Genomic DNA, 21307 nt, shown 5'->3' with positions numbered 1-21307 from the left:
TTAAATGTTATAGCCAGAGTATAACCTACTATTTTTTAGTAACAAAAAGTCTTTCCAATTCGGTATCCAGCACTACTTTGTAAACTCCCGGAGCTGCAGGATATTTAGCATTTCCGTTTTCTCCCGGCGACATTGTGGCAATACCGTTTTTAATTAACCTCCATGATGGATTCCACCACTGACCTGTGAAAGTTGCCTCCATAGTTCCTGTCAGGGTATACTCTCCTACTAATTGGTAAGGGTTATTTGGATTATTGGCTAAGTGCAATCCTGTTTGAACCCAAGCCGTCCAGGTATCCCAGTCAGCACCTTGAATTCCTGATCCGCAAACACTCACAAAAGGTTTTCTTTTTGCTTCCTCATCATGCCATAATCCGTTGGCTACATCTGCCCAGACTTTGCTTGAAGGCGTATACTTAGTGGCAGTATATTTTAAAGTATTTGGATTTACTTTTATTACATAATATCCTTTTGTAGGTAAGATAATTGGTGTCGAAGCCACATCATCTGCCAATTCTCCTGAAGCATTTAAACCAAAACAATGTGGCGCAAAACCAGATTCCTGACCTAAGAAATAAATTTCTTTATTGTCTTTCTCTGCATAATATTTGAATTCGAAATCTTGTCCGTTTTTGTCATGGAAATACATCGGAACTCCAACAGCATCAGTGGTAAGATTTGTTCCTTTTGGCTGATCGCATAAGTAGATGGCCGGATACTCATTTGTAGCAATAACATTTACATTTAATGTTCCGGTATTTGGAATCGCAAATTTGTCTTTTGCCGTAATTGTTAAAGTGTAATTATCAGCCGTTACCGGTAAAGTGTAGGTTTTATTAAAAGTATACGACTGAGGTGATCCTGTTAATTGAACTGTTTCGTCGATACCCAATGCAGCACACTGAATTTGAATAAAATCGATTCCTGAATCGTCATTCACAACAAAATTTACCGGCATTTGATTGCTTGTCGACAATAAAATAACGCCTCCTTCTTTTGGAGTTATCATAGTTATGGATGGCGCAGCAAATTCTCCGTCAAGACGTAAGTTAATGTCTTGATCAATTGCGTTGCCTGAAACATCGGTAATGGTTAATTTTATTTTGAAAGCTTCAGAGGTTCCTCTATTGGCAGGAACTTCAAAAAAATAACTCAAATCGTATGATTTAAGTAAGGGATCAGTTGCAAAAGCAATGACTTTATCGAGTGATAATTCAGGGATTTGAATTCTCACGCTTTTTAATCCTAAATCGTCAGCCAAAGCGGCTTTAATTTCAAATTTCCTGCTTGGTGCTCCGTAAATTTCCTTTGTCGAAACAACAACAGTAGGATTATCAGAACTTGGAAAATCAGATTCGTTATTTTGACATCCTGTAAAAAGAACAGCAAAAACAGCAAGAAAAAATAAAAATACATTTTTTTTCATTTGATTTTTAAGGTTAGGTTAGTTAGGTATTGTAAAGTGATAGTTTAAAAAATTCTGTAGGTTAATTTGTCAGGATATTGTTGCTACTATTTTTTTAGGGGAAAAACAGAAGAACAAAAATTCATTATGTGGTTATTTTCATATTATTGGGTTTGGTTAATTGTTAGCTACTTTTTTTCTTTTTTCTTTATATACTTCTCGTCTTAATAAGACAACTTCTTACGGGTCTAATTGTACAATTAAACTTTATTTTACCCCGCAGCTTTCACTGCGGGTTTGATAAGTAAACATGTAAAACCAACTCTTACTATCTTATTTCAAGGAAGGCTCAATTCCTTTAAACAGATCAAAAAACTTATCGTAAAATAAACACTTATATTATACACAGTAATTCAACTAACAGATTACTATAAGTGCAAAGAAATGTATAATCAACACTTTTAAGGAGGGGTAAAATGGAAAAAAAAGGAGGTCAAAATTGCAATTAACTATTATTTTGGATTAAAAATTAAGGACTATGAAAAAATACTAGTGTATTTTTGAATTATATGTAATTAGTAAATAAAATGATGTTTTACAGCTAAAACGTTTGCGTTTTTTTTTGACAATAAGATATCAACTCAAGATTTATCATTTTGCCGGAGGAGAAATCTCCACGAGAAGCTCTACAAAAATTAGACTTTCGTTGCAGAGTTACTTGCGAAGATTTCTCCCTTCGGTCGAAATGACAAGTTTGAGCTTAAAAATCTATTTAATAACATTAAGATCTGAGTTGAAAGAACTCTTGTACTTTTTGATGTATTCAGAAGGCGTCATTCCGAAGAGTTTTACAAATTGCTGTCTGAAATATTTAGGGTCTTCAAAACCTACTTCGGCACTTGCCTGGGTAATATTGATATCTTCGGTAAGCATTAACATAGCCGCTCTTCGAATTCGAACCGAACGGATAAAAGCATTTAGGGTCTGGCCTGAAATGATTTTAATTTTCGTGTACAATGTTCGATGACTCATTCCCATCTCAAGGGCAAAGTTTTTTATTGTAAAATCTCTTTTATGAATATTGGCCTCGACAATCTCAATACACTTTTTGAGAATTTCCTGATATTCCTGCGGTACTTTCTGGGTATTCTCTTTGAGCGTGATACTATCTAAGAAATAGGTGCGCAAATTGCTGCGGTTTCGCAGCAACGATTCTACGCGCGCAACGAGAATATCATCATCAAAAGGTTTGGTGATATAATCATCGGCTCCGTCATTGATTCCCTGCAGATGGGTTTCGGGATTTTTTGATGCTGTTAGTAAAATAACCGGAATGTGAGACAAAGCGTCATTTTCTTTTATTTTTCGGCACAATTCCAAACCATCCATTTCTTCCATCGTGATATCACTAATCACCAGGTCAGGCATGTGTTTCTTGGTCAGTTTTAGACCTTCTTCCCCATTTTCTGCGCTGTAAACCATATAGGATTCTGAAAATAATTTGATCAGATAAGCTCTTATTTCGACATTATCATCAATAATCAAAACCATCCGTTTATCGGTAAGCATGATTTTTTGGAAATCACTTTCTGAAACTGAAGGATTCGCGGTCTGATTCTCCTGACCATCATCTATAATAAGTTCATCAAACAGCTGGCTTCTTTTTGGGATTTCATTTGTAATTTCTACATTATCAAAATGGCTGTCTCCTTTTAGAAATGTGAGTTTAAAAGTACTTCCTATTCCAATTTCACTTGTACAACTTACGGTTCCTTTGTGTTTGTCGACAAAATGTTTGACGATATAAAGTCCGATTCCAAAACCGGTTCCAATGGATACTTTCGATTTTATTTGTTTGAATTTTTCGAAAATCACTTCAATATCTTTGGCTTCGATTCCGTCTCCGCTATCCGAAATTTCTAAGTGAACCTGGTGATCGCTTTCTGTAAGTTTAAGATTGATTTCTCCGCCAATTGGAGTGTATTTAAAAGCATTTGACATTAAATTGAACAGCGAGATTTCAATTTTTTCATAATCGCCAATGATCACAATTTCATGATCGGGAATACCAAAATTGTATCGAATACTTTTATCTTTTGCCTGATTGACAAAACATTGGTACACTTCATTACAAAGATTATTCACATTTATAGGAGATAATCTGAGCGAATCTGCATCGTTCTCTGCTTTCCTGAAAAGCAACAACTGATCGACCAGACTCAAAAGTCTTCTGGCGTTTCTGTGTGCAATGGCCAAATCACTTCCCGAAGATCCGTTTTGTACACTTTCTTTCTGCACTGCTTTTTTAAGTGGATTTATAATCAGCGAAAGCGGTGTTCTAAACTCATGCGAAATATAGGTAAACATCGAGGATTGTTTCTCGGCAATTTCCTTTTCTTTCTTGCTTTCCAGTTCAGCAATTTTGACTTTATATTTTAGTTTTTCTTTGTTTTTATTGTATTGCAAATAAGCAAAAATAGCACCAATACCTGCCAGTAAATACAAGGCGTATGCCCACCAGGTTCTATACCATGGCGGTAAAACTTCAATAGTAATCAAGCTTACTTCTTTGTTCCAGCCGCCTTTAAAATTGGTTGTTTTTACTTTAAAAACATATTTTCCCTCGGTTAATCGGGCATAATTGGCTTTTCGGGCCTGACCCACATAATTCCATTGTTCGTCCCAGCCTTCTAAATAATAGGCGTAATTTATTTTGTCGGCATTGTTATAATCCAAAGCTACAAACTCGAGTGATAATGTGGTTTGATCATAAGGCAGGCTTACTTGCTTGATCTTACCATTCTCCCATTCCAGGTCGTTTTTACTCTCTTCAATAGGTAAATTGTTGACATAAAAATCAGACAGCAGTAAGTTGTTTTTTTGATTGAATCCTTTTATGGCTTCGGGAAAAAAGGCATTAAAACCGTTTATTCCTCCAAACAAAAATTCTCCTGTAGATAATTTAAGGCCGGCATTAAAACTAAACTGATTGCTTTGCAAACCATCATTGACAGAAAAATTACGGAATGTTTTTCTCTTTTTATCATACCTGCAAATACCGTTGTAGGTACTCATCCAGAGATTGCCTTCTTTATCTTCGAGTAATCTTAAAACCGTGTTAGAAGGTAAACCATCATCTGTGGTTAGTCTTTTAAAAGTGTTTGTTTTTCGGTCAAACAACAACAAACCACCTTCCTGGGTTCCCAGCCAGAGGTTTTTATCCTTGTCTTCATGAATGCATCTTACGGGATTTCCAATGGTAATTTTATTGATTTTTCGGGTTGTTTTTTCGATAGAAAATAAAGAACTATAATTTCCAGCCCACAATTTTCCGTCGCTGGTTTCGGTCATGCATTGCAAATTGGTAACCGAGGGATCAAAAAGTGTAAAACTGTTTTTTATCCTGTCTAAAAAATACAAAGCGCCCTCATTTGTACCACTTGCCCAGATATTGGCTTTTGAATCTTTGTAAACAAACCAAATATTCTTTTCGATTTGTTTGGTGTACGGATTGTAACAGGAATATGGCGTAACCGAATTGGTTTTTGGGTTAATTTTATTTACGCCTCCCGCCCAGGTCGAAAGCCAGATTTCGTTGTTATTGTCGCGTACAATTCCGGTAATGAATTTGCTGGAAAGTTTGCCTGTGTAATTGGTATACGTATTGTTTTTCCTGTCCCAATATTTTAGACCTGCACCATCTGTACCGACCCAAACATTGTTTTTTTCGTCTTCGCAAAAAGACAGGATAAAGTTTTCGACAAGATCTTTTGAATTGTATTTGACGCTTTTAAAATATTTAGGTGTATTACTGAGCATGCTTATTCCACCTCGCAAAGAACCAAACCATTTGTTGCCTGATTTATCTTCGTACAAACTCCAAACCGAATTACTTTTGGCAACCTGATTTTCTTTTATTGCATTTGCCGCAATAGCTTTTTTACTCTTACCAATGACTTTATAAATTCCAGAACCGTCTGTGGTAATCCAGATTTCATTTTTTTTATCTAAGAGAAGATCGGTAACGCTGCTTTTGGTGGAAAAGTAATTCTCAGACAGCGCGCCGGATTTCGTATTAAAGAGAAACAAACCTTCATCGGTTCCTAATAACAAGTTTCCGTCAACGGCCAGTTTCATTGCTTTAACTTCTATAGCAAGCGGGAAAACGACTTTTAAATTTTTAGAGGTATAACTATAACTGCAAACTCCTACATTCCTGATGTAAACCCAACTACGTTTATTTTTTTTATCATCCTGAATCGCAATCGCGTCATAATTATTGACGGTGATTCTGTTTCCCGGAACATTTAAGGCAATGTGTTTCCCTACAAAGGAGCCATTTTCGAAAGCAATTAAACCTAAGTTTTGAGAAGCTACTAAAACCAAATTATCCGAAACAGAACGCATCTGGTGAATAATATCTTTTAAAACCTCGGGCTTTTTACCCGATACAGTATATTGTACATTATGAAATGTGGCTGTGGTTTTATTGTAAATGCAAATACCATTGGAACCGCCGACCCAAATATTTTTTTTAGAGTCTCCCTCAATATTATAAATCGTATTGAACAACAATGATTTTTTATCGTTGATTCGGTTACGGAAAACTTTAAAGTTATAGCCGTCATAACGATTGAGTCCATCATAGGTTCCAAACCACATATAGCCGTCACTATCCTGAAAAATAGTAGTTACGGAATTGTTAGACAATCCATCAGAAATATCAAGAAATTTAACAGGATTGTCCTGTGCATAACTCATTGGAGAAAACCCAATTAGCAATGTAAAAAGCAAAACTAAATACTTCAAAATAAAAGGTGTTTTTTTGATTTTGTGTAAATAGTACAATTATAAGCTAAATTTCTATATATATCATAAAAATATAGTTATAAAAATCACTTTCATCCCAGTGTTTATAGGATTTTACCTTGATCTTAATTTTTAATAAAATAATCCCTACGCGAAAAAAAGTTGATGCCACGAAGAAACAAAGACACTAAGATTCTTTATTGCTTTGGGTAAAATAAAAAGTGCCATGAAGGCACCAAGTCACAAAGCTTTCAATCATTTATAAATTATAAAAAAACTTTGTTATTTGGTACCTTGGTGGCAAAACTTTATAAAAAACTTAGCGTATTAGCGCCTTCGTGGCAAAGAAAATTAACCGCACTTAGACGAACCGCAATCGCTGCAAGTAAGACAACCTTCCTGATAAATAAGATTATCTGAGTTGCAATTGCTGCATTTTTGTCCGCGTACTTCTGTTCCGTCTACGATGTAGCGTTTCAGGGCACGCGATACGCCATTTTTCCAGGTATTTATAGATTCGCTGTCTAGTTGTAAACTGCTAATTAAATCTACTACTTTATCAATAGGCATTCCGTGTCTTAGGGTACTTGAAATTAGTTTGGCATAATTCCAATATTCTGGATTAAATTTATGCGAAAGTCCTTCGATCGTAGTTTTGTATCCTCTTGTATTTTTATATTGAAAATCGTAGCGGGTATTTCCGTCTTCATTTTTATTTTTGATAATCAAGCCTTCAGAAACCCAACGCGGAATCAAAATACCATCTTGATCATCTACCAAACCAGTAAAAATTTCATACGGTTTGCCATCTAATAATCCGATAAAAGCGATCCATTTGTCTTTACTGTTTTGAAAACGCACTACATCGGCTTCTAATATTTGCGGACGTTTGGTTGTAAAAGTACTGGAATGCGTTTCAGTAGGTTCTTCTTTCTTTTCTGTATTCGAAATTAAAACTCCTGAACGTGAACCATCACGATACACAGTAACACCTTTACATCCGGCTTCCCAAGCTTCCATATACAGTTTGTTCACCATTTCCTCTGGTGTTTCGTTGGGTACATTTATGGTTACTGAAATGGAATGATCCACCCATTTCTGGATTTTTCCCTGCATTTTTACTTTATTCAGCCAATCGATATCATTACTGGTAGCTTTGTAATACGGCGATTTTTCGACCAATACATCAATTTCTTCCTCACTGTAGTTTTTAGAAGTATCGTATCCGTTGATCAGCATCCATTCTTTGAATCGGTGATGAAACACCACATATTCTTCCCAACTATCTCCTAATTCATCTACAAAATCAACTCTGGCGTCCTTATCATTTGGATTTACTTTTCTTCTTCGTTTATAAACCGGGAGAAAAACTGGCTCAATACCAGATGTAGTTTGCGTCATCAAACTTGTAGTTCCCGTTGGTGCGATTGTCAATAATGCAATATTACGACGGCCGTATTTTTGCATTTGGTTATATAATTCTGCATCGGCTTTTTTTAATCGAAGTAAAAACGGATTGTTCTTCTCTCTTTTAGCATCGTAGATAGTAAACATTCCGCGTTCTTTTGCCAGATTTACTGATCCGCGGTAGGCTTCCAATGCAAGGGTTTCATGAATTTTTTCAGCAAATAAAATACCTTCGTCGCTTCCGTAACGTAAACCTAATGCTGCCAGCATATCGCCTTCGGCAGTGATTCCAATTCCGGTACGACGGCCTTCATTGGCTTTATGTTTGATGTTTAACCAAAGATTTTTCTCTACCATTTTTACCTCATCACTTTCCGGATCCTGATTGATTTTTTCTAAAATAGCGTCAATTTTTTCCAGTTCAAGATCAATAATATCATCCATTATTCTTTGAGCTGCGGCTACATGTTTTTTGAAAAGTTCAAAATCAAAAGAGGCCACTTTCGTGAAAGGCTGAATGACATACGAAAAAAGGTTTATTGCCAATAAACGACAAGAATCATAAGCACAAAGCGGGATCTCGCCACACGGATTCGTAGATAAGGTTTTGTATCCTAAATCAGCATAACAGTCCGGCAAAGATTCGTTGATAATAGTGTCCCAGAATAAAATTCCAGGCTCAGCCGATTTCCAGGCATTGTGAATGATTTTGTCCCAAAGTTCTTTTGCTTTTATTACTTTAGAATACAACGGTTTATCGCTAAAAATAGGATATTTCTGTTCGTATAAAGCATCGTCTTTTACTGCTTTCATAAAAATATCATCAATTCTCACCGAAACATTGGCACCGGTTACTTTTCCCTGTTCCATTTTGGCATCAATAAAATCGGCAGCATCGGGATGATTTACAGAAACCGAAAGCATCAAAGCGCCTCGACGGCCATCCTGAGCCACTTCGCGAGTTGAGTTTGAATAACGCTCCATAAAAGGAACCAATCCTGTAGAGGTTAAAGCAGAATTTCTAACCGGAGAACCTTTTGGTCGAACATGCGACAAATCATGTCCTACTCCTCCTCTTCGCTTCATTAACTGAACTTGTTCCTGATCGGTTTTCATGATTCCACCATACGAGTCCGAGTTATCATTACCAATTACAAAACAATTCGACAATGACGCCACCTGAAACGGATTTCCTATTCCGGTCATTGGACTTCCCTGAGGCACGAGATATTTAAAATCTTTAATGAGATCAAAAACTTCTTTTTCGCTAAGCGGATTTGCATACCTACTTTCGATTCGCGCAATTTCTGACGCAATACGATGGTGCATATCATTGGGTGATTTTTCGAAAATATTACCCTGAGAATCTTTAAGAGCATACTTGCTTACCCAAACTGTTGCCGCAAGACTATCTCCTTTAAAATATTCTAAAGAAGTCTGAATTGCTTCATCCTGAGTGTAAATAATTGTTTCCTTTTTTGCAGCTAATAATTCATCCATGATTATGATATTTTTGACGTTTTTTACGAGTGGTAAATTTAGAACCAAATAAACTCTAAAAAAAATTAGATTAAAAAAGTTTACAAAAAATAACATCTAATTAATTGACAATAAATATATTAAAAATTTATAAACATCAAAAAGTTAACAAATAAATGTATTTATAACTCACAATTAACAAAAAATATGACAAAAATCATTGAATGATAATAATCGCACTAATACGTTAAATAAAAACATAAATCGATAATTTCTCTTACTTATTTTGAATGATTGATTTTTAACCAAGGGTTTTAGCAAAGCACAACTTTGTTTTAAAAATTAACCACAATTAAATAATAAAAAATACCCTCGAGAAGTAGTTAACTTTTTGAGGGTATTTTCAAATTTATCTGAAAGGATTTTATTTATTGCTCACCACAATGGGTACTACTGTTTTATTCTTCTTTTCTAAAATGCTTCTCCATACTACCATCAATAAAGCTAAAATTCCAAAGGCCATTCCGGCCCAAGGAATATTATTAATCGCGCTATGAGAAATAATCCAGCCTCCGACGGCTGTACCCAGAAATACGCCCAGATTACCAAAAGAAGTAGCCAGACTATTGGCAAACTCTAAAGATTTTGGTGCTGCTGAAATCATATAGGCCGAAGCATTTAAAAAACAGGGCGCATAAAAAAATCCCCAAATGATAATGACAATTACAGTTGTCCAAATGCTATCTCCTGAATAGACCAATATTACAGGAATAATGATGGTTCCGGAAAGAAAAAAAGCAATTGTATTTGTGATGCTTTTAGTGAGCATTTTTCCGGCAAGCCAATTAGAAAAAACGCCGACAACACCAAATAGAAGTAACATATAACTTATAGTTGCCATATCTAATTTTCTTGTTTTTACTAAATAATCGGCAAAATAACTGTAGGTAGAAAACCAGGATGCGATCATAAAAAAATTCATTGCAGTACTTAATATAAAGGGACTGTCTTTTAAAATTCTGATCTGACTTCCATATGATTTTTTCTCCGGTATGTCCCCGGATGGCATTGTTTTAAAAATAGCCACTAATGCTAAAGCACTAACAATTGTCTGAATATAAAACGAAACCTGCCAGCTAAAAATACTAGCCAGATAGGTTGCAAATGGCACGGTTGTAACCATTGCCAATGCAATTCCGCCAAGAACGATTCCCATTAATTGATTCTCCTGACTTTTTTTTCCGGATGCTACGGCAGCTGCAATTGCTGTAGCAATATAAACCGGTTGCAGAAATGCAGGCAACATTCGAACGATCATCAAAAGCCAAAAAGGTGGAGAGAATGCAGAAACAATTGTAGAAAAGAAAAAGATAAAAATAGTCACAAGCATAATTTTTTTTCTGTCAAAACCGGAAAGCAGTAAGGTCATAAACGGGCCTGTAAGTGCAATAACCAACGCAAAAGCACTTAATAAGTAAGCTGCTTTATCAATCGTAATTCCATAATAAACGGCAATTTGTGGCAAGATTCCAATTATCCCAAATTCTGTCGTTATAATCCCAATCATTCCCAAACAGCCAACGTATGCGATTTTTTTATTTAGCTTCATTACTTTTAGAATTAAGTGATGAATAAATGGCATTTTTAATCAACAATCCTAAATCCCAATAAGACTCAGGCATATATTCCTGGGTAAAAATCAGTCCAATAAGTCCTTCTTTAGGATCTGCCCAATAATGTGTATTGAATGCGCCTCCCCAATAAAATGTACCCACACTTGACAAATAGAGGTATTTGTTCTTTTCAGTCACTAGTCCAAATCCTAATCCAAACTGAAAGTCCTCGTCCATTCCATTTATTTTTACCTTGTCATTCAATTGATTCTCCATCATAAGCGCTATCGTTTTTTGCCCAATCAATCGTGTATTATTGTACACTCCTTTGTTTAAAAGCAACTGAAGAAACTTACTGTAATCAGCAGTTGTCGAACTTAACCCTGCTCCTCCTGATGCGTAAACTCCTTTGAATGCAGGATAATTTATTTCATTTCCTTCATAAATTGGAGTCTTTACTTTTTCTAATTTTGTATTTGTATTTTGAAAAACGGATACTAAACGATTCTCCTTTTCTTTTGGTAAAGAGAAATAAGTATCGTTCATATCTAAAGGTTCAAAAATTCTTTCTTTCAGGAAAACATCCAGCTTTTTACCACTCCATATTTCGATTAAATATCCAAGAACATCTGTATTTAAACCATACGTAAATGCCTCTCCGGGATTGTGCAGCAATGGCATATGAGATAATTTTATAATCTCTTGTTTTAAAATTCCTTTACTTCCTATTCCGGTTGCAATTCCGGCTTTGGCATAAATGGCATTAAAACGTTCGTCGATCGAAAATACAGGATAAGTAATTCCCGAAGTGTGGCGAAATAAATCCCGGATCGTAATTTCACGAGAAGCTGGCTTTGTAGTATAACTGCTGTCTTTTGAATTGAAGGAAACCAATACTTTTGGATTTTTAAAAGTTGGTATATATTTAGAAACAGGTTCATCTAAAAGAAATTTTCCTTCTTCAAAAAGCATCATTGCAGCAACAGAAGTAATGGCTTTAGTTTGTGATGCAATTCTAAAAATACTGTTGGTCTGCATTTGTTTTGTAGTTTCTATGTCTGCAAAACCAAATGCTTTATTGTAAATAACTTTATTGTTTTTAAGAAGTAAAATAGAGGCTCCTGCTATTTTATTTTGATCTACAAGTTGCTCTGCAATTTTATCAATTCGTTCATATTTTTCGGTTTTGGTGGTTTGTCCCTGAATGGGAATTCCTGTAATTGCTAATGCCATAATAAGCGTAAAAGTGTATGTAAACATGTTTGTAATTATTTTAGGGTTGCAAAATTACATTCAGTACATTAATTTTGTATGGTAAACCTCCCATTGTAGGGTACTAACAAAAAAGTAAGTAATGGCCAAAAGAAAAGAAAGTTCTACAAATACAGAAAACAGAAATTATATCACAACTTGTGATCTTACCTACGCTGTATGCCTTGTAGGCGGGCGCTGGAAACTCTTGATACTTTGCAAGCTTGAAAAGGGAAAACTGAGATTTGGTGAATTGAGAAACCAAATATGCAACATTACCGAACGTATGCTCACTTTGCAGTTGCGCGAACTGGAACGTGACGGAATGGTAAAACGTACAGTTTATGCCGAAGTTCCGCCAAGAGTAGAATATGAACTTACTGAAATTAGCCAAAAATTAGTTCCAATCTGGGCACAGCTAAGCCATTGGGGATCAGAGCATAAAGCAGGAATGTTATCTAAAATTGCTCTGCAAACAGAAAACTTAACAGAAATAGTATAAAGCTTTTTTAAGCAAAAAAACCACTCCTTATCGGAGTGGTTTTTACTTTAATGTTCTTCAAAAAACAATTATAAAGACTAAATATTATGAAACTTTAGTCATTAAATTTTCAATTTTAGAAGGTGAAATTTCGGGATTGGCACCTGGCGCTTTAGCAACCAAAGCTCCAACTGCACAGGCAAAATCTATAGCAGCCTGAGGTTCTTTTCCGGTAAGCAACGAAGTGGTTAGTGCTGCCAAAAATGAGTCTCCTGCTCCTACTGTATCTGAAACCTCAACAGGGTATCCGCTATTATCATAAAGTGTACCTTCCCACATTAACAATGCGCCATGTTTTCCTTTGGTTACACACATTGCCGTAACATTGGTTTTTTCTGCCATAAAATGCATATTCTCTTCTAAGCCGGTAAAAGGCGAATGCATAGCTTTGGCAATTTCTAATAATTCTTCGTCATTAAACTTTATAAAATTAGCCGAATGCATTAATTGCTCCAAAATCTCGTACGAATAATGTGGCTTTCTTAAATTCACATCAAAAACCTTATATACTTTTGTCTGTAACAATTCTTCCAGAGATTTTCTTGAAACTTCGTCTCTGCAAACCAAACTGCCGTAAATTAACACATCAGCATCGGCAACTATTTTCCTGGCCAAATCATTGAGTACAATTTTATCCCAGGCTGATGGATAGGCGATTTCATATGTTGCAGAACCACGCTCGTTTAATGTTACATTCACCAATCCGGTTGGAAAACTTTCTGACTGCATGATTGCATCTGTTTCAAGTCCCAGACTTTTGACCTGATTGATAATCGCTTCTCCGTCAGTATCTTTTCCTACGCAGCTAATCATGGCTACATCGCAACCTAATGTTTTCATGCGTAAAGCGACATTAAGTGGCGCTCCGCCAATCTTTTTTTCGTTATCAAAAACATCCCAAAGTACTTCTCCGTAGGCTACAGCTTTAAGGTTTTTTCCGTTATTCATTCTAAAACTATTTTATATTAATGTTATTCCGGTTGCGTAATCTGAAGGTTAGAAATACTACTATTTTGTCCTTCAGCAATTAATCCCCATTTATTTTTGTCTCTTCCGTAAATTCTATTCGTTAAAGCCACCTTTCCGTTGATGTAAAATACCACTACACTTCCTTCAACAATTATCTCAACATCGTATTTTGTACTAGTTTGCAGCTTAAACGGTATTGCGGTTGCTTCCTGCGATGCTGAATTATATCCTATTATTTTACCTTTGGTGATATCCAGTACAATTTTATAATAACTTCCGGTTTCATTGGTATGAAAAACAAATCCCGAAGTACCATTTGAACCAGATAAAGTAAGCTCTGCTTTTATTTTTGCTTTTTTACCTATAGTTTTAAACGTTACTAAGGCTTTATTTGTTGCCCCTGACAAGGTATAAGTTCCTGATGTTGCTGTTACATCTCCTAAAGTTGTCTCTACTTCGGGCGTTACTTTTTTAGAAAATAAATCTTTTACCTTTTGCGGTGACTGGATTGCTAAGGTTCCATCTGTATTTTGCGTTAGCTCATGAATTACCATATTTCCGGCCCAATCTTTATTTCCTAAATCATTTTCCGGTGTTTTTCTGGCATTCCATCCAAAAACATATCTTTTGTTTCCGTCAGAAGCTGTTTTTCCGGCATAAAAATATTCTCCATCGATTCTGTCAATTTCCGGCGTTGTCCACGGGCCATTGATCGAACTTGACATTTTGTAATGTGTTCCTTTATTTCCGCTCCAATTTTCAGAAAAAACCAAATACCAGTAACTTCCCATTTTGAAGATATCGGCACATTCCATCATCAGATAATTTTCCTGAGGAGTTGTGGTGTAAATTGGCGTTTGAACGTCCCACTTTCCAGAAACCGGATCAGCACTTGTAAAATGCAGCAGCACTGCTTTTCTTCCCGGTTCTGTTTGTGTACTTACCAACATCGAATACTTTTTAAGCTCATCGTTGTAAAACACATGCGGATCTCTAAAATCATAATTATAATATCCCTCTGGTGCTGTGATCTTAAATGAAGGCACTTTTGTCCAGTTTTTTAAATCAGAACTTGTCGCGCACAAAACACTTTCTCTGGCATTTGACTGCACAAAAGCAGGCGTTTCATTGTGACCTGTATAATAAAAGTAATAAATATTACCCACTTTTACAACTGATCCTGTGCCAACGGCAAAATCAGGATCAGTAGTTTTGCCAAATGGAATCATTTGCCCTTCGTAAGTAAAATGGGCTAAATCCGTACTTAAGTATTCATGAATATCATGAAATCCTTTTCCGGCGGGTTTATTCTGAGCGTCGTGAAGAAAGTAAATATGAAATTTTCCATTCTCGAAAAATGGCATGATATCTCCTGTATAACCCGCGCTATAGTAGGGATCACTGGCTCCCATCCACTGTGAGGGCGGAACAGGAAAGATACTTGCTATCTCGGTATTACCTCCTGAAATCGAACCTCCGGTATAATTATCGTCCTGACTGCATGAGGCAAGGGAAAAGAAGATACAAACTATGGTTATGATGTTTCTGTATTTCATTTTTTTTGAATTGAAAATAGATTATTTTTCAGCCAGATAATTGATGCTGTTTTGTGTCAAAAGCTTAATATTGCCAATAAACTCATTAGACTGACTTGGTACTCCGGAACTATTAGCTTCATTGTACCAATCGTAAGCTCCCATCGAGATCACAATTACATTTTTATTTGTTGCTGTATTAGGAAACTCTGCAATGGTCACTCTTCCGTCAAGGGCATTATCCCAGGCTTCACTGGCCAGGTTGATTCCTCCGGTTTGGTTTCTCCAGCCTTCTCCGTTTGTGTAACCTCCCCATTCGGGTAAAAACCACCATGCGGTATGATTTAACCTGAAAGTTCCGCCTTGCAGCAAATTGGCTTTTCCGGCTTCAAAAGTGGTCAATCCCTGAAATATTGGATGGTTCTCATGACCTACAAAAGACATTCCCCATGAATTTGCATCAACGAATCCGTTTGGAGGAAAATCTCCAAAAACATTATTAGGCCCTTTTCCTGAGGGAACAATTCCTAAAGCGTCCACATATTGTGATGCAAAAGAGGTTAAAAGTAAATTCCCTCCACTAGTTCTGAAATTTTTGAGCGCTGTTGTTACCGCAGGATTATACGCTAGAGCAGGTAAATTTGCAGCCGTATCAAAATGCCACCAGATCACATTAATATCACTTAAATCAGCTCCGTTTAAAACACTTTCGAATGAAATATATCTGGCGCCCGGGAAATTATCAAACAACCAGTTTGATGCTGTAACTTCATCCATATTCGTGATTGCTGATCTTGTTGCTGCCGTTCCTAAAAAGGCTACTACCAAACCTGTTACCGGAAGTCCTACATTGGCGGTATAGTTAACGCTTTTACCCTTTGAGGTTACTACAAAGGTTACCGAACTCGTAAAATCAATCGTAGTTCCTGAGGCCGGCGAAATCGAAACGCCCCCTGTTAATTCAATTACAGGCTGAAGTGCTTTCAGATTTGTATTTTCAGGTAAGGTCATTGTAATGGTTTTACTTACATCGTTTATCGCTGCTGCAACTCCATTAATAGTAAAACTCTTAATTGGACTTGAAACTACCGTTGTCACAGTATAATCTTTATATAAATTACCGTTTACCACTCTGAACTTTACAGGATTTGCAAAGTTTATTGGTGCAGTCAGATCCAGATTTGACCTTGCTCCTTCTGTCAAAACAACTTCAGGTTTTACCCCCGTTATGTCTGATCCGTAAGGCATTGTTATAGTAATTGCACCGGTTTTCTGGTCGATGGTTCCTGCAACTCCGTTTATTTTAAAAGAAGTAACATTCGATGGCGAATTGACATCAAAACCTCCGCTCTCAAAACTATTTTCGCAGGCTGTAAATACAAAAACGATAGCCAATACTGCAGTCACTTTGACCCAGTATGTATTGATGAGTTTTCTCATATTGATTTCTTAAAATAGATTAATAACCTAAATTTTGTTTGTACAATCCCTGACTAAAATTAATTTGCTTTAACGGAATTGGGCAATACTCTTCTTTATGAGCATCAAAAAAGGCATCCTGATAATAGGTACGTTTTGTTTTTTCTTCGCTGTAAAATGCATTCATTACTTCATCTGTAACGCCCCAACGAACCAAATCAAAGAAGCGATTTCCTTCCATCGCCAGCTCTAAACGGCGCTCAAAGCGTAATGCTTTACGGGCAAAATCCTGCGTCCAGTTGCAATTGCTTCCGTCTACATAAGTATTGATTTTAAAGTTTTTTGCATACGGAAGTCTTCCTGTACTTTGCCCCGCACGCTCTCTGATTTGATTGATTAATGGCAAAGCTTCTGATTGTCTTCCCAGTTCAATCAGGGCTTCGGCACGCATCAAAATCACATCGGCATAACGAATCTGGATTCTGTTTTTTGAGTTTCCGTAAAACGGATCAATATTTACAACGCAACTACAGCTTGGCGCTACGTTTTCTTTTAATGAAGCAAAATAACCATATGTTCCCGGAGATCTCACCCAAGCTTCTACGTACAAAAATTCAGGATCGTATTTATATGGTAAACCCGGCATGGCAACAGTATGATACAATCTTGGATCAACCGTATTGGCATCTCTGTTTTTATAATCAAAATCCTGATCGTTATAAGTATCAAATTCCGGCAAACCATTAGCACCTGTTTTAAATGCATTTACTAAATTCTGACTTGGTTTATGAAAATCGCAGCATCCTAAACCCTGAGGCGTAGAGAGTACATCTGAAAAATTTAATCGTCCGTATAAAGTTCCGTCATTATCTGAGAACTGAATAGAGAAAATAGATTCTGTCCCATTTTCAAAAGTTCCCGGCAAAAAGTTATTGGCAAAATCAGGCTCTAAACTTGCTTTCCCAATTACTTTATCTGTCGCTGCAATTACTTCCTGCAAATGTTGTTGATTGATTCCAGTAACTTTATACGTTTCGTCTTGTGTATAGGCCTGATACAAACGGGTTTTGGCTAAATAAGCATAAGCTGCTTTTTGAGTTGCACGACCCACTTGCGGCTGAGTTTCCGGCAGGGCATTTGCTGCAGCCTGAAAATCTTCGGCAATTTTGTTCCAAAGTTCTTCGTTTGAAAGTACTTTGTTTGAGATGGTTTTATAATTTTCAACCGGAATATCTTCTGTGATATAAGGAACACTTCTGAACATAATTTTCAACATAAAATAAAAATGTCCTCTTAAGAAACGCATTTCGGCCATACGTGTTTTCTTGAGCGGATAATCTGCTTCAGAAATTTGCTCTAATGCCTTCAAGGCTTTATTGGCTCTGGAAACCCCAACATAACTGATGTACCAGAAATTGTCTAATTCGGCAAAATCAGGTCTGATATTATTGGACACTTCAAAGAAGTGAAAATCCTGAATGTCGTTTGTTCCGCTTCCGCCTTTGTAAGCATCATCAGAGCGAACGTTTCCAAAAGGCCATAAACTATATGGCGAATCATAATGGTCATTCCCCAATTGTGCATAAGCTGCATTCATAAATCCTTCTACCGATTCCGGTGTCACAATATCTTCTTCTGAAAGTACACCACGAGGATCATTTTCCAGAAAATCTGAGCAGGAACCCAACATTCCAAGCACTAAAAACCCTGTTATATATAGTAATTTTTTCATTTTTTTTGATTTAAGATTTTATTATAAAGTAAAATTAAGACCAGCGGTAAAAGTAGTGGGCTGCGGATATCCAAATCCTGCATTTTCAGGATCTACACCAGTAAAACTTTTGGCGTCAATGATCAATAAATTTTGACCGCTGATGTACAATCTAAAGCTATCTAAATTCATTTTTTTCAATAAATCTTTTGGCAGGCTGTATCCTACTTGTAAAACGCGCAGTTTAAGGTAATTTCCGTTTTCTACATAATAAGTTGAAAATCTTGATTCGCCATTTTTATCAACTGTTGTTAAAGCCGGAATAGTCGAATTTGGATTATCCAATGACCATGCATTCAATAAACGGGTTCCTTTGTTCGAACCTACATCATCTACGCTCCAGAAATCAGTTTGGTATTTGGTATTATTAATCACGTCAACATCACTTGCTCCTTCCCAGAAAGTGGTGAAATCCCAGTTTTTATACCCTAATCCTAAATTAAATCCATAAATCAAACCCGGGTTTGGATTTCCTATCCAGGTACGGTCTTTATCTGTAATTACTCCATCTGCGTTTAAATCTTTGTAACGAATTCTTCCAAGGCCTTTCCCTTCCTGATTGGCCGAGTTGACTACTTCGTCCTGGCTTTTAAATAATCCGTCAGTAACATAGCCGTACATAGAGTTTATAGGGCGACCTAAAATATTATCATTTAGTCCATCTCCTCCATAATTATTTATTACTTCATCTGGTAATTTTGTAATCTTGTTTTTATTGGCCGAAACATTTGCCGAGATATCATATTTTAATCCAAATGATGTTTCATCGTGGTATCCTAAAGTAAATTCCCATCCCTTATTTTCCATTGAAGCACCGTTTACCCAACGATCTCCTCCTTCTCCTTTAACTGCTAAATAAGGTGGTGAAACCAAAATATCTTCTGTTTTCTTGATGTAATAATCAACAGAACCACTTAGTTTTTGTTTGAATAATCCGAAATCTAAACCAATGTTAGTTTGGGTCGTGGTTTCCCATTTTAAGTCATTGTTAGCAGTTTGGGTAGCTCTAAAGCCTGAGGGCAACAAGCCTTTTCCGTTTCCTGTAATATCATAAGCAGTACCAAAAGATGTGGCCCAGGTTGGACTTCCCCCTGCATAATCTGCTTTATAAAGGGAATAAATAGCGAAATTATCAATTTCCTGATTTCCGGTTTGTCCCCAACCTGCCCTTAATTTTAAATCAGAGAAAACAGGTGCATTATTTTTGATGAAATCTTCATTGCTGATTCTCCATCCTGCCGAAACTGCCGGAAAGGTTCCAAATTGATTGTTTTTACCAAAACGAGACGATCCGTCACGACGAATAGTACCCGAAAGTAGGTAACGATTATCAAACTCATAATCTACTTTTCCGAAGAAAGATAACAATGAATACGTTGTTGAGCTTCCGTTTGTAAAGGATTCTCCGGTTCCTGCGTCAGGATACATATAATCAGGCGTTTGGATCAGGAAATCGTTTTTACGCAAAATTGTCGTATCATAAACATCTTTGTTCATCTCTGTTCCTGCCAGCAGATTCAAATTACTTTTTCCAAAATTCAAACTATAAATTGCTGTGTTGGACCACGTCCATTTGTCGCTCAATGACTGATCGATAGTTACCGATGTCTGATCGTTTTGCAAATAACCCGACTGGTAACTTCTTTGCAGCGTACGCTTTTTATACGATCCGTAATCGATACCAAAACTACTCTTGATGTGCAGGTTTTTTATGATTTCCAAATCAGCATACATATTTCCGAAAAGACGCAGGTAATTGTATTTATTGTCTTTGTTATATTCTAAAAGTCGCACCGGATTTTGTCTGTCGTTCATTCCTCCCACTGGTCCTCCCCAGCCTTTTCCGTCAACGGTATGTACCGGAATTATAGGCAAAGCACGAAGCGCAGGATCCAGAACTCCCGGATCAGTAACCTCATTGGTACGGGTCATCGAGAAGTTCTCGCCAATAACCAGTTTGCCATCAAAATATTTGTATGAACCATTCATACGGGCAGAAATTCTTTGAAAATCGGTCGTTTTTACAACACCTTCATTGCCATAATATCCCAAAGAGAAAACATAATTTCCTTTATCTGATGCATTAGAAACTGATAAATCGTACGAATTTGCAATTCCGGTTTGTGAAATGGCATCGTACCAATCGGTATTCGAAGCTTTCAGGGTTTGAGCAGCATCTAAATATTCCGGAACCAAAACCTTGTTCAATTGAGGCTTGTTATTGTTTACTGACCAGTCAAACTGATAACGTAAATTATTGTTGTTCGGGTTTAATCCGTCGTTGATATTGGCCTGCCATAAAGCTTGCCCAAACTGATTGGCATTGAGTACATCAAGCTTTCTTGAATAATCAGACAAAGAAGTATAAGTGCTAAAATTAATTCTCATTTTTCCTTCTTTCCCTTTTTTGGTCGTGATGATAATAACTCCATTTGAAGCTCGCGAACCGTAAATACTTGCCGAAGAAGCATCTTTTAGAACCTGAATTGTTTCAATATCATTGGAATTCAGTTCATGCATTCCGGATTTTGTTGGCATCCCGTCAATTACATACAGAGGATCTGTATTGTTTAAAGTTCCTACACCTCGAATGATCACTTTTGTATTTCCTCCACTTGGCGAACCATCAGAGGATACTTTAACTCCGGCCACTCTTCCTTGCAGCGCTTTTATTGGGTTAGGTTCGGGTTGCTTCATGACTTCCTTCATGTTTACAACGGCAACGGCACCGGTAATATCAGTTTTCTTTTGTTTTGAATATCCTGTTACAACCACTTCATTGAGTTGATTGTTATCTACTTTTAAAGTAATGTTGAATGCTTTTTGTCCTTTTACTTCAATCGATTGCGGGCTGTATCCGATAAAAGAAACCACAATCTTGGCATTGTCAGCTACATTTTGAAAAGAGAAATTCCCGTCAAAATCTGTTACTGTACTTAAATTGGTTCCGGAAATAACAACGGTTGCTCCGGGAAGTGGCATTGCGTCGTCTGAGGAAATTACCGTTCCTTTTATTCCTGTTTCCTGCGCGGTTATCACCAGCATGGGAAAAAAGAAAAATAGAAAATAAATGAGTTTGGTTTTCATAGTTAGTGGTTTTTGGTTTTA

At 36.6% G+C, this 21307-nt stretch carries 11 protein-coding genes; 1 reads left to right on the top strand and 10 read right to left on the bottom strand.

Annotation, left to right across the window (positions count from 1 at the left end):
* Nucleotides 1-28 precede the first annotated feature (28 nt).
* The 5 genes from GIY83_RS05810 to GIY83_RS05790 all read right to left on the bottom strand — a co-directional run bounded on the left by GIY83_RS05810 (nucleotide 29) and on the right by GIY83_RS05790 (nucleotide 11973).
* Complete coding sequence (locus tag GIY83_RS05810; protein ID WP_208685613.1) at nucleotides 29-1426, bottom strand: hypothetical protein; 1398 nt, start codon at nucleotides 1424-1426, stop codon at nucleotides 29-31.
* A 747-nt stretch (nucleotides 1427-2173) separates the two neighbouring features.
* Nucleotides 2174-6214 carry a hybrid sensor histidine kinase/response regulator transcription factor gene (locus GIY83_RS05805; protein WP_229029230.1) on the bottom strand — a complete coding sequence of 1347 codons (4041 nt, stop codon included), beginning with the start codon at nucleotides 6212-6214 and terminating at the stop codon, nucleotides 2174-2176.
* A 351-nt stretch (nucleotides 6215-6565) separates the two neighbouring features.
* Nucleotides 6566-9121: an adenosylcobalamin-dependent ribonucleoside-diphosphate reductase gene (locus tag GIY83_RS05800; RefSeq protein WP_208685610.1), complete on the bottom strand. Its 2556-nt coding sequence runs from the start codon at nucleotides 9119-9121 to the stop codon at nucleotides 6566-6568.
* A 403-nt stretch (nucleotides 9122-9524) separates the two neighbouring features.
* Nucleotides 9525-10709, bottom strand: a complete 1185-nt coding sequence (locus tag GIY83_RS05795) for an MFS transporter (RefSeq protein WP_208685607.1) — start codon at nucleotides 10707-10709, stop codon at nucleotides 9525-9527.
* A complete protein-coding gene (locus GIY83_RS05790; RefSeq protein ID WP_208685604.1) occupies nucleotides 10696-11973 on the bottom strand; it encodes a serine hydrolase in 1278 nt (425 codons plus the stop codon). Before GIY83_RS05790 ends, GIY83_RS05795 begins: the two co-directional genes overlap by 14 nt.
* 94 nt (nucleotides 11974-12067) lie before the next feature.
* Here GIY83_RS05790 and GIY83_RS05785 point away from each other — a divergent pair, with 94 nt between their 5' ends.
* Nucleotides 12068-12466 carry a helix-turn-helix domain-containing protein gene (locus GIY83_RS05785; RefSeq protein WP_208685600.1) on the top strand — a complete coding sequence of 133 codons (399 nt, stop codon included), beginning with the start codon at nucleotides 12068-12070 and terminating at the stop codon, nucleotides 12464-12466.
* A gap of 84 nt (nucleotides 12467-12550) precedes the next feature.
* Here GIY83_RS05785 and GIY83_RS05780 read toward each other — a convergent pair whose 3' ends face one another.
* The 5 genes from GIY83_RS05780 to GIY83_RS05760 are packed head-to-tail and all read right to left on the bottom strand — an operon-like array spanning nucleotide 12551 to nucleotide 21286.
* Nucleotides 12551-13453, bottom strand: a complete 903-nt coding sequence (locus tag GIY83_RS05780; protein ID WP_208685598.1) for a carbohydrate kinase family protein — start codon at nucleotides 13451-13453, stop codon at nucleotides 12551-12553.
* Nucleotides 13454-13476: 23 nt separating this feature from the next.
* Nucleotides 13477-15030 (bottom strand): glycoside hydrolase family 32 protein, encoded by a 1554-nt coding sequence (locus tag GIY83_RS05775; protein WP_208685595.1) that lies wholly within the window; start codon nucleotides 15028-15030, stop codon nucleotides 13477-13479.
* Nucleotides 15031-15051: 21 nt separating this feature from the next.
* Nucleotides 15052-16449 carry a DUF4960 domain-containing protein gene (locus tag GIY83_RS05770; RefSeq protein ID WP_208685593.1) on the bottom strand — a complete coding sequence of 466 codons (1398 nt, stop codon included), beginning with the start codon at nucleotides 16447-16449 and terminating at the stop codon, nucleotides 15052-15054.
* 19 nt (nucleotides 16450-16468) lie between these two features.
* Complete coding sequence (locus GIY83_RS05765; protein ID WP_194616254.1) at nucleotides 16469-18160, bottom strand: RagB/SusD family nutrient uptake outer membrane protein; 1692 nt, start codon at nucleotides 18158-18160, stop codon at nucleotides 16469-16471.
* Between the two features lie 21 nt (nucleotides 18161-18181).
* Nucleotides 18182-21286 (bottom strand): TonB-dependent receptor, encoded by a 3105-nt coding sequence (locus GIY83_RS05760; protein WP_194616255.1) that lies wholly within the window; start codon nucleotides 21284-21286, stop codon nucleotides 18182-18184.
* Between the last annotated feature and the right edge of the window lie 21 nt (nucleotides 21287-21307).

This window comes from Flavobacterium sp. SLB02 (assembly GCF_009664855.1).
In the GTDB taxonomy this organism is placed as follows: Bacteria; Bacteroidota; Bacteroidia; order Flavobacteriales; family Flavobacteriaceae; genus Flavobacterium.
Note: the sequence above shows the minus strand (reverse complement) of the source record. Positions and strands in the feature narration are given on the sequence as shown.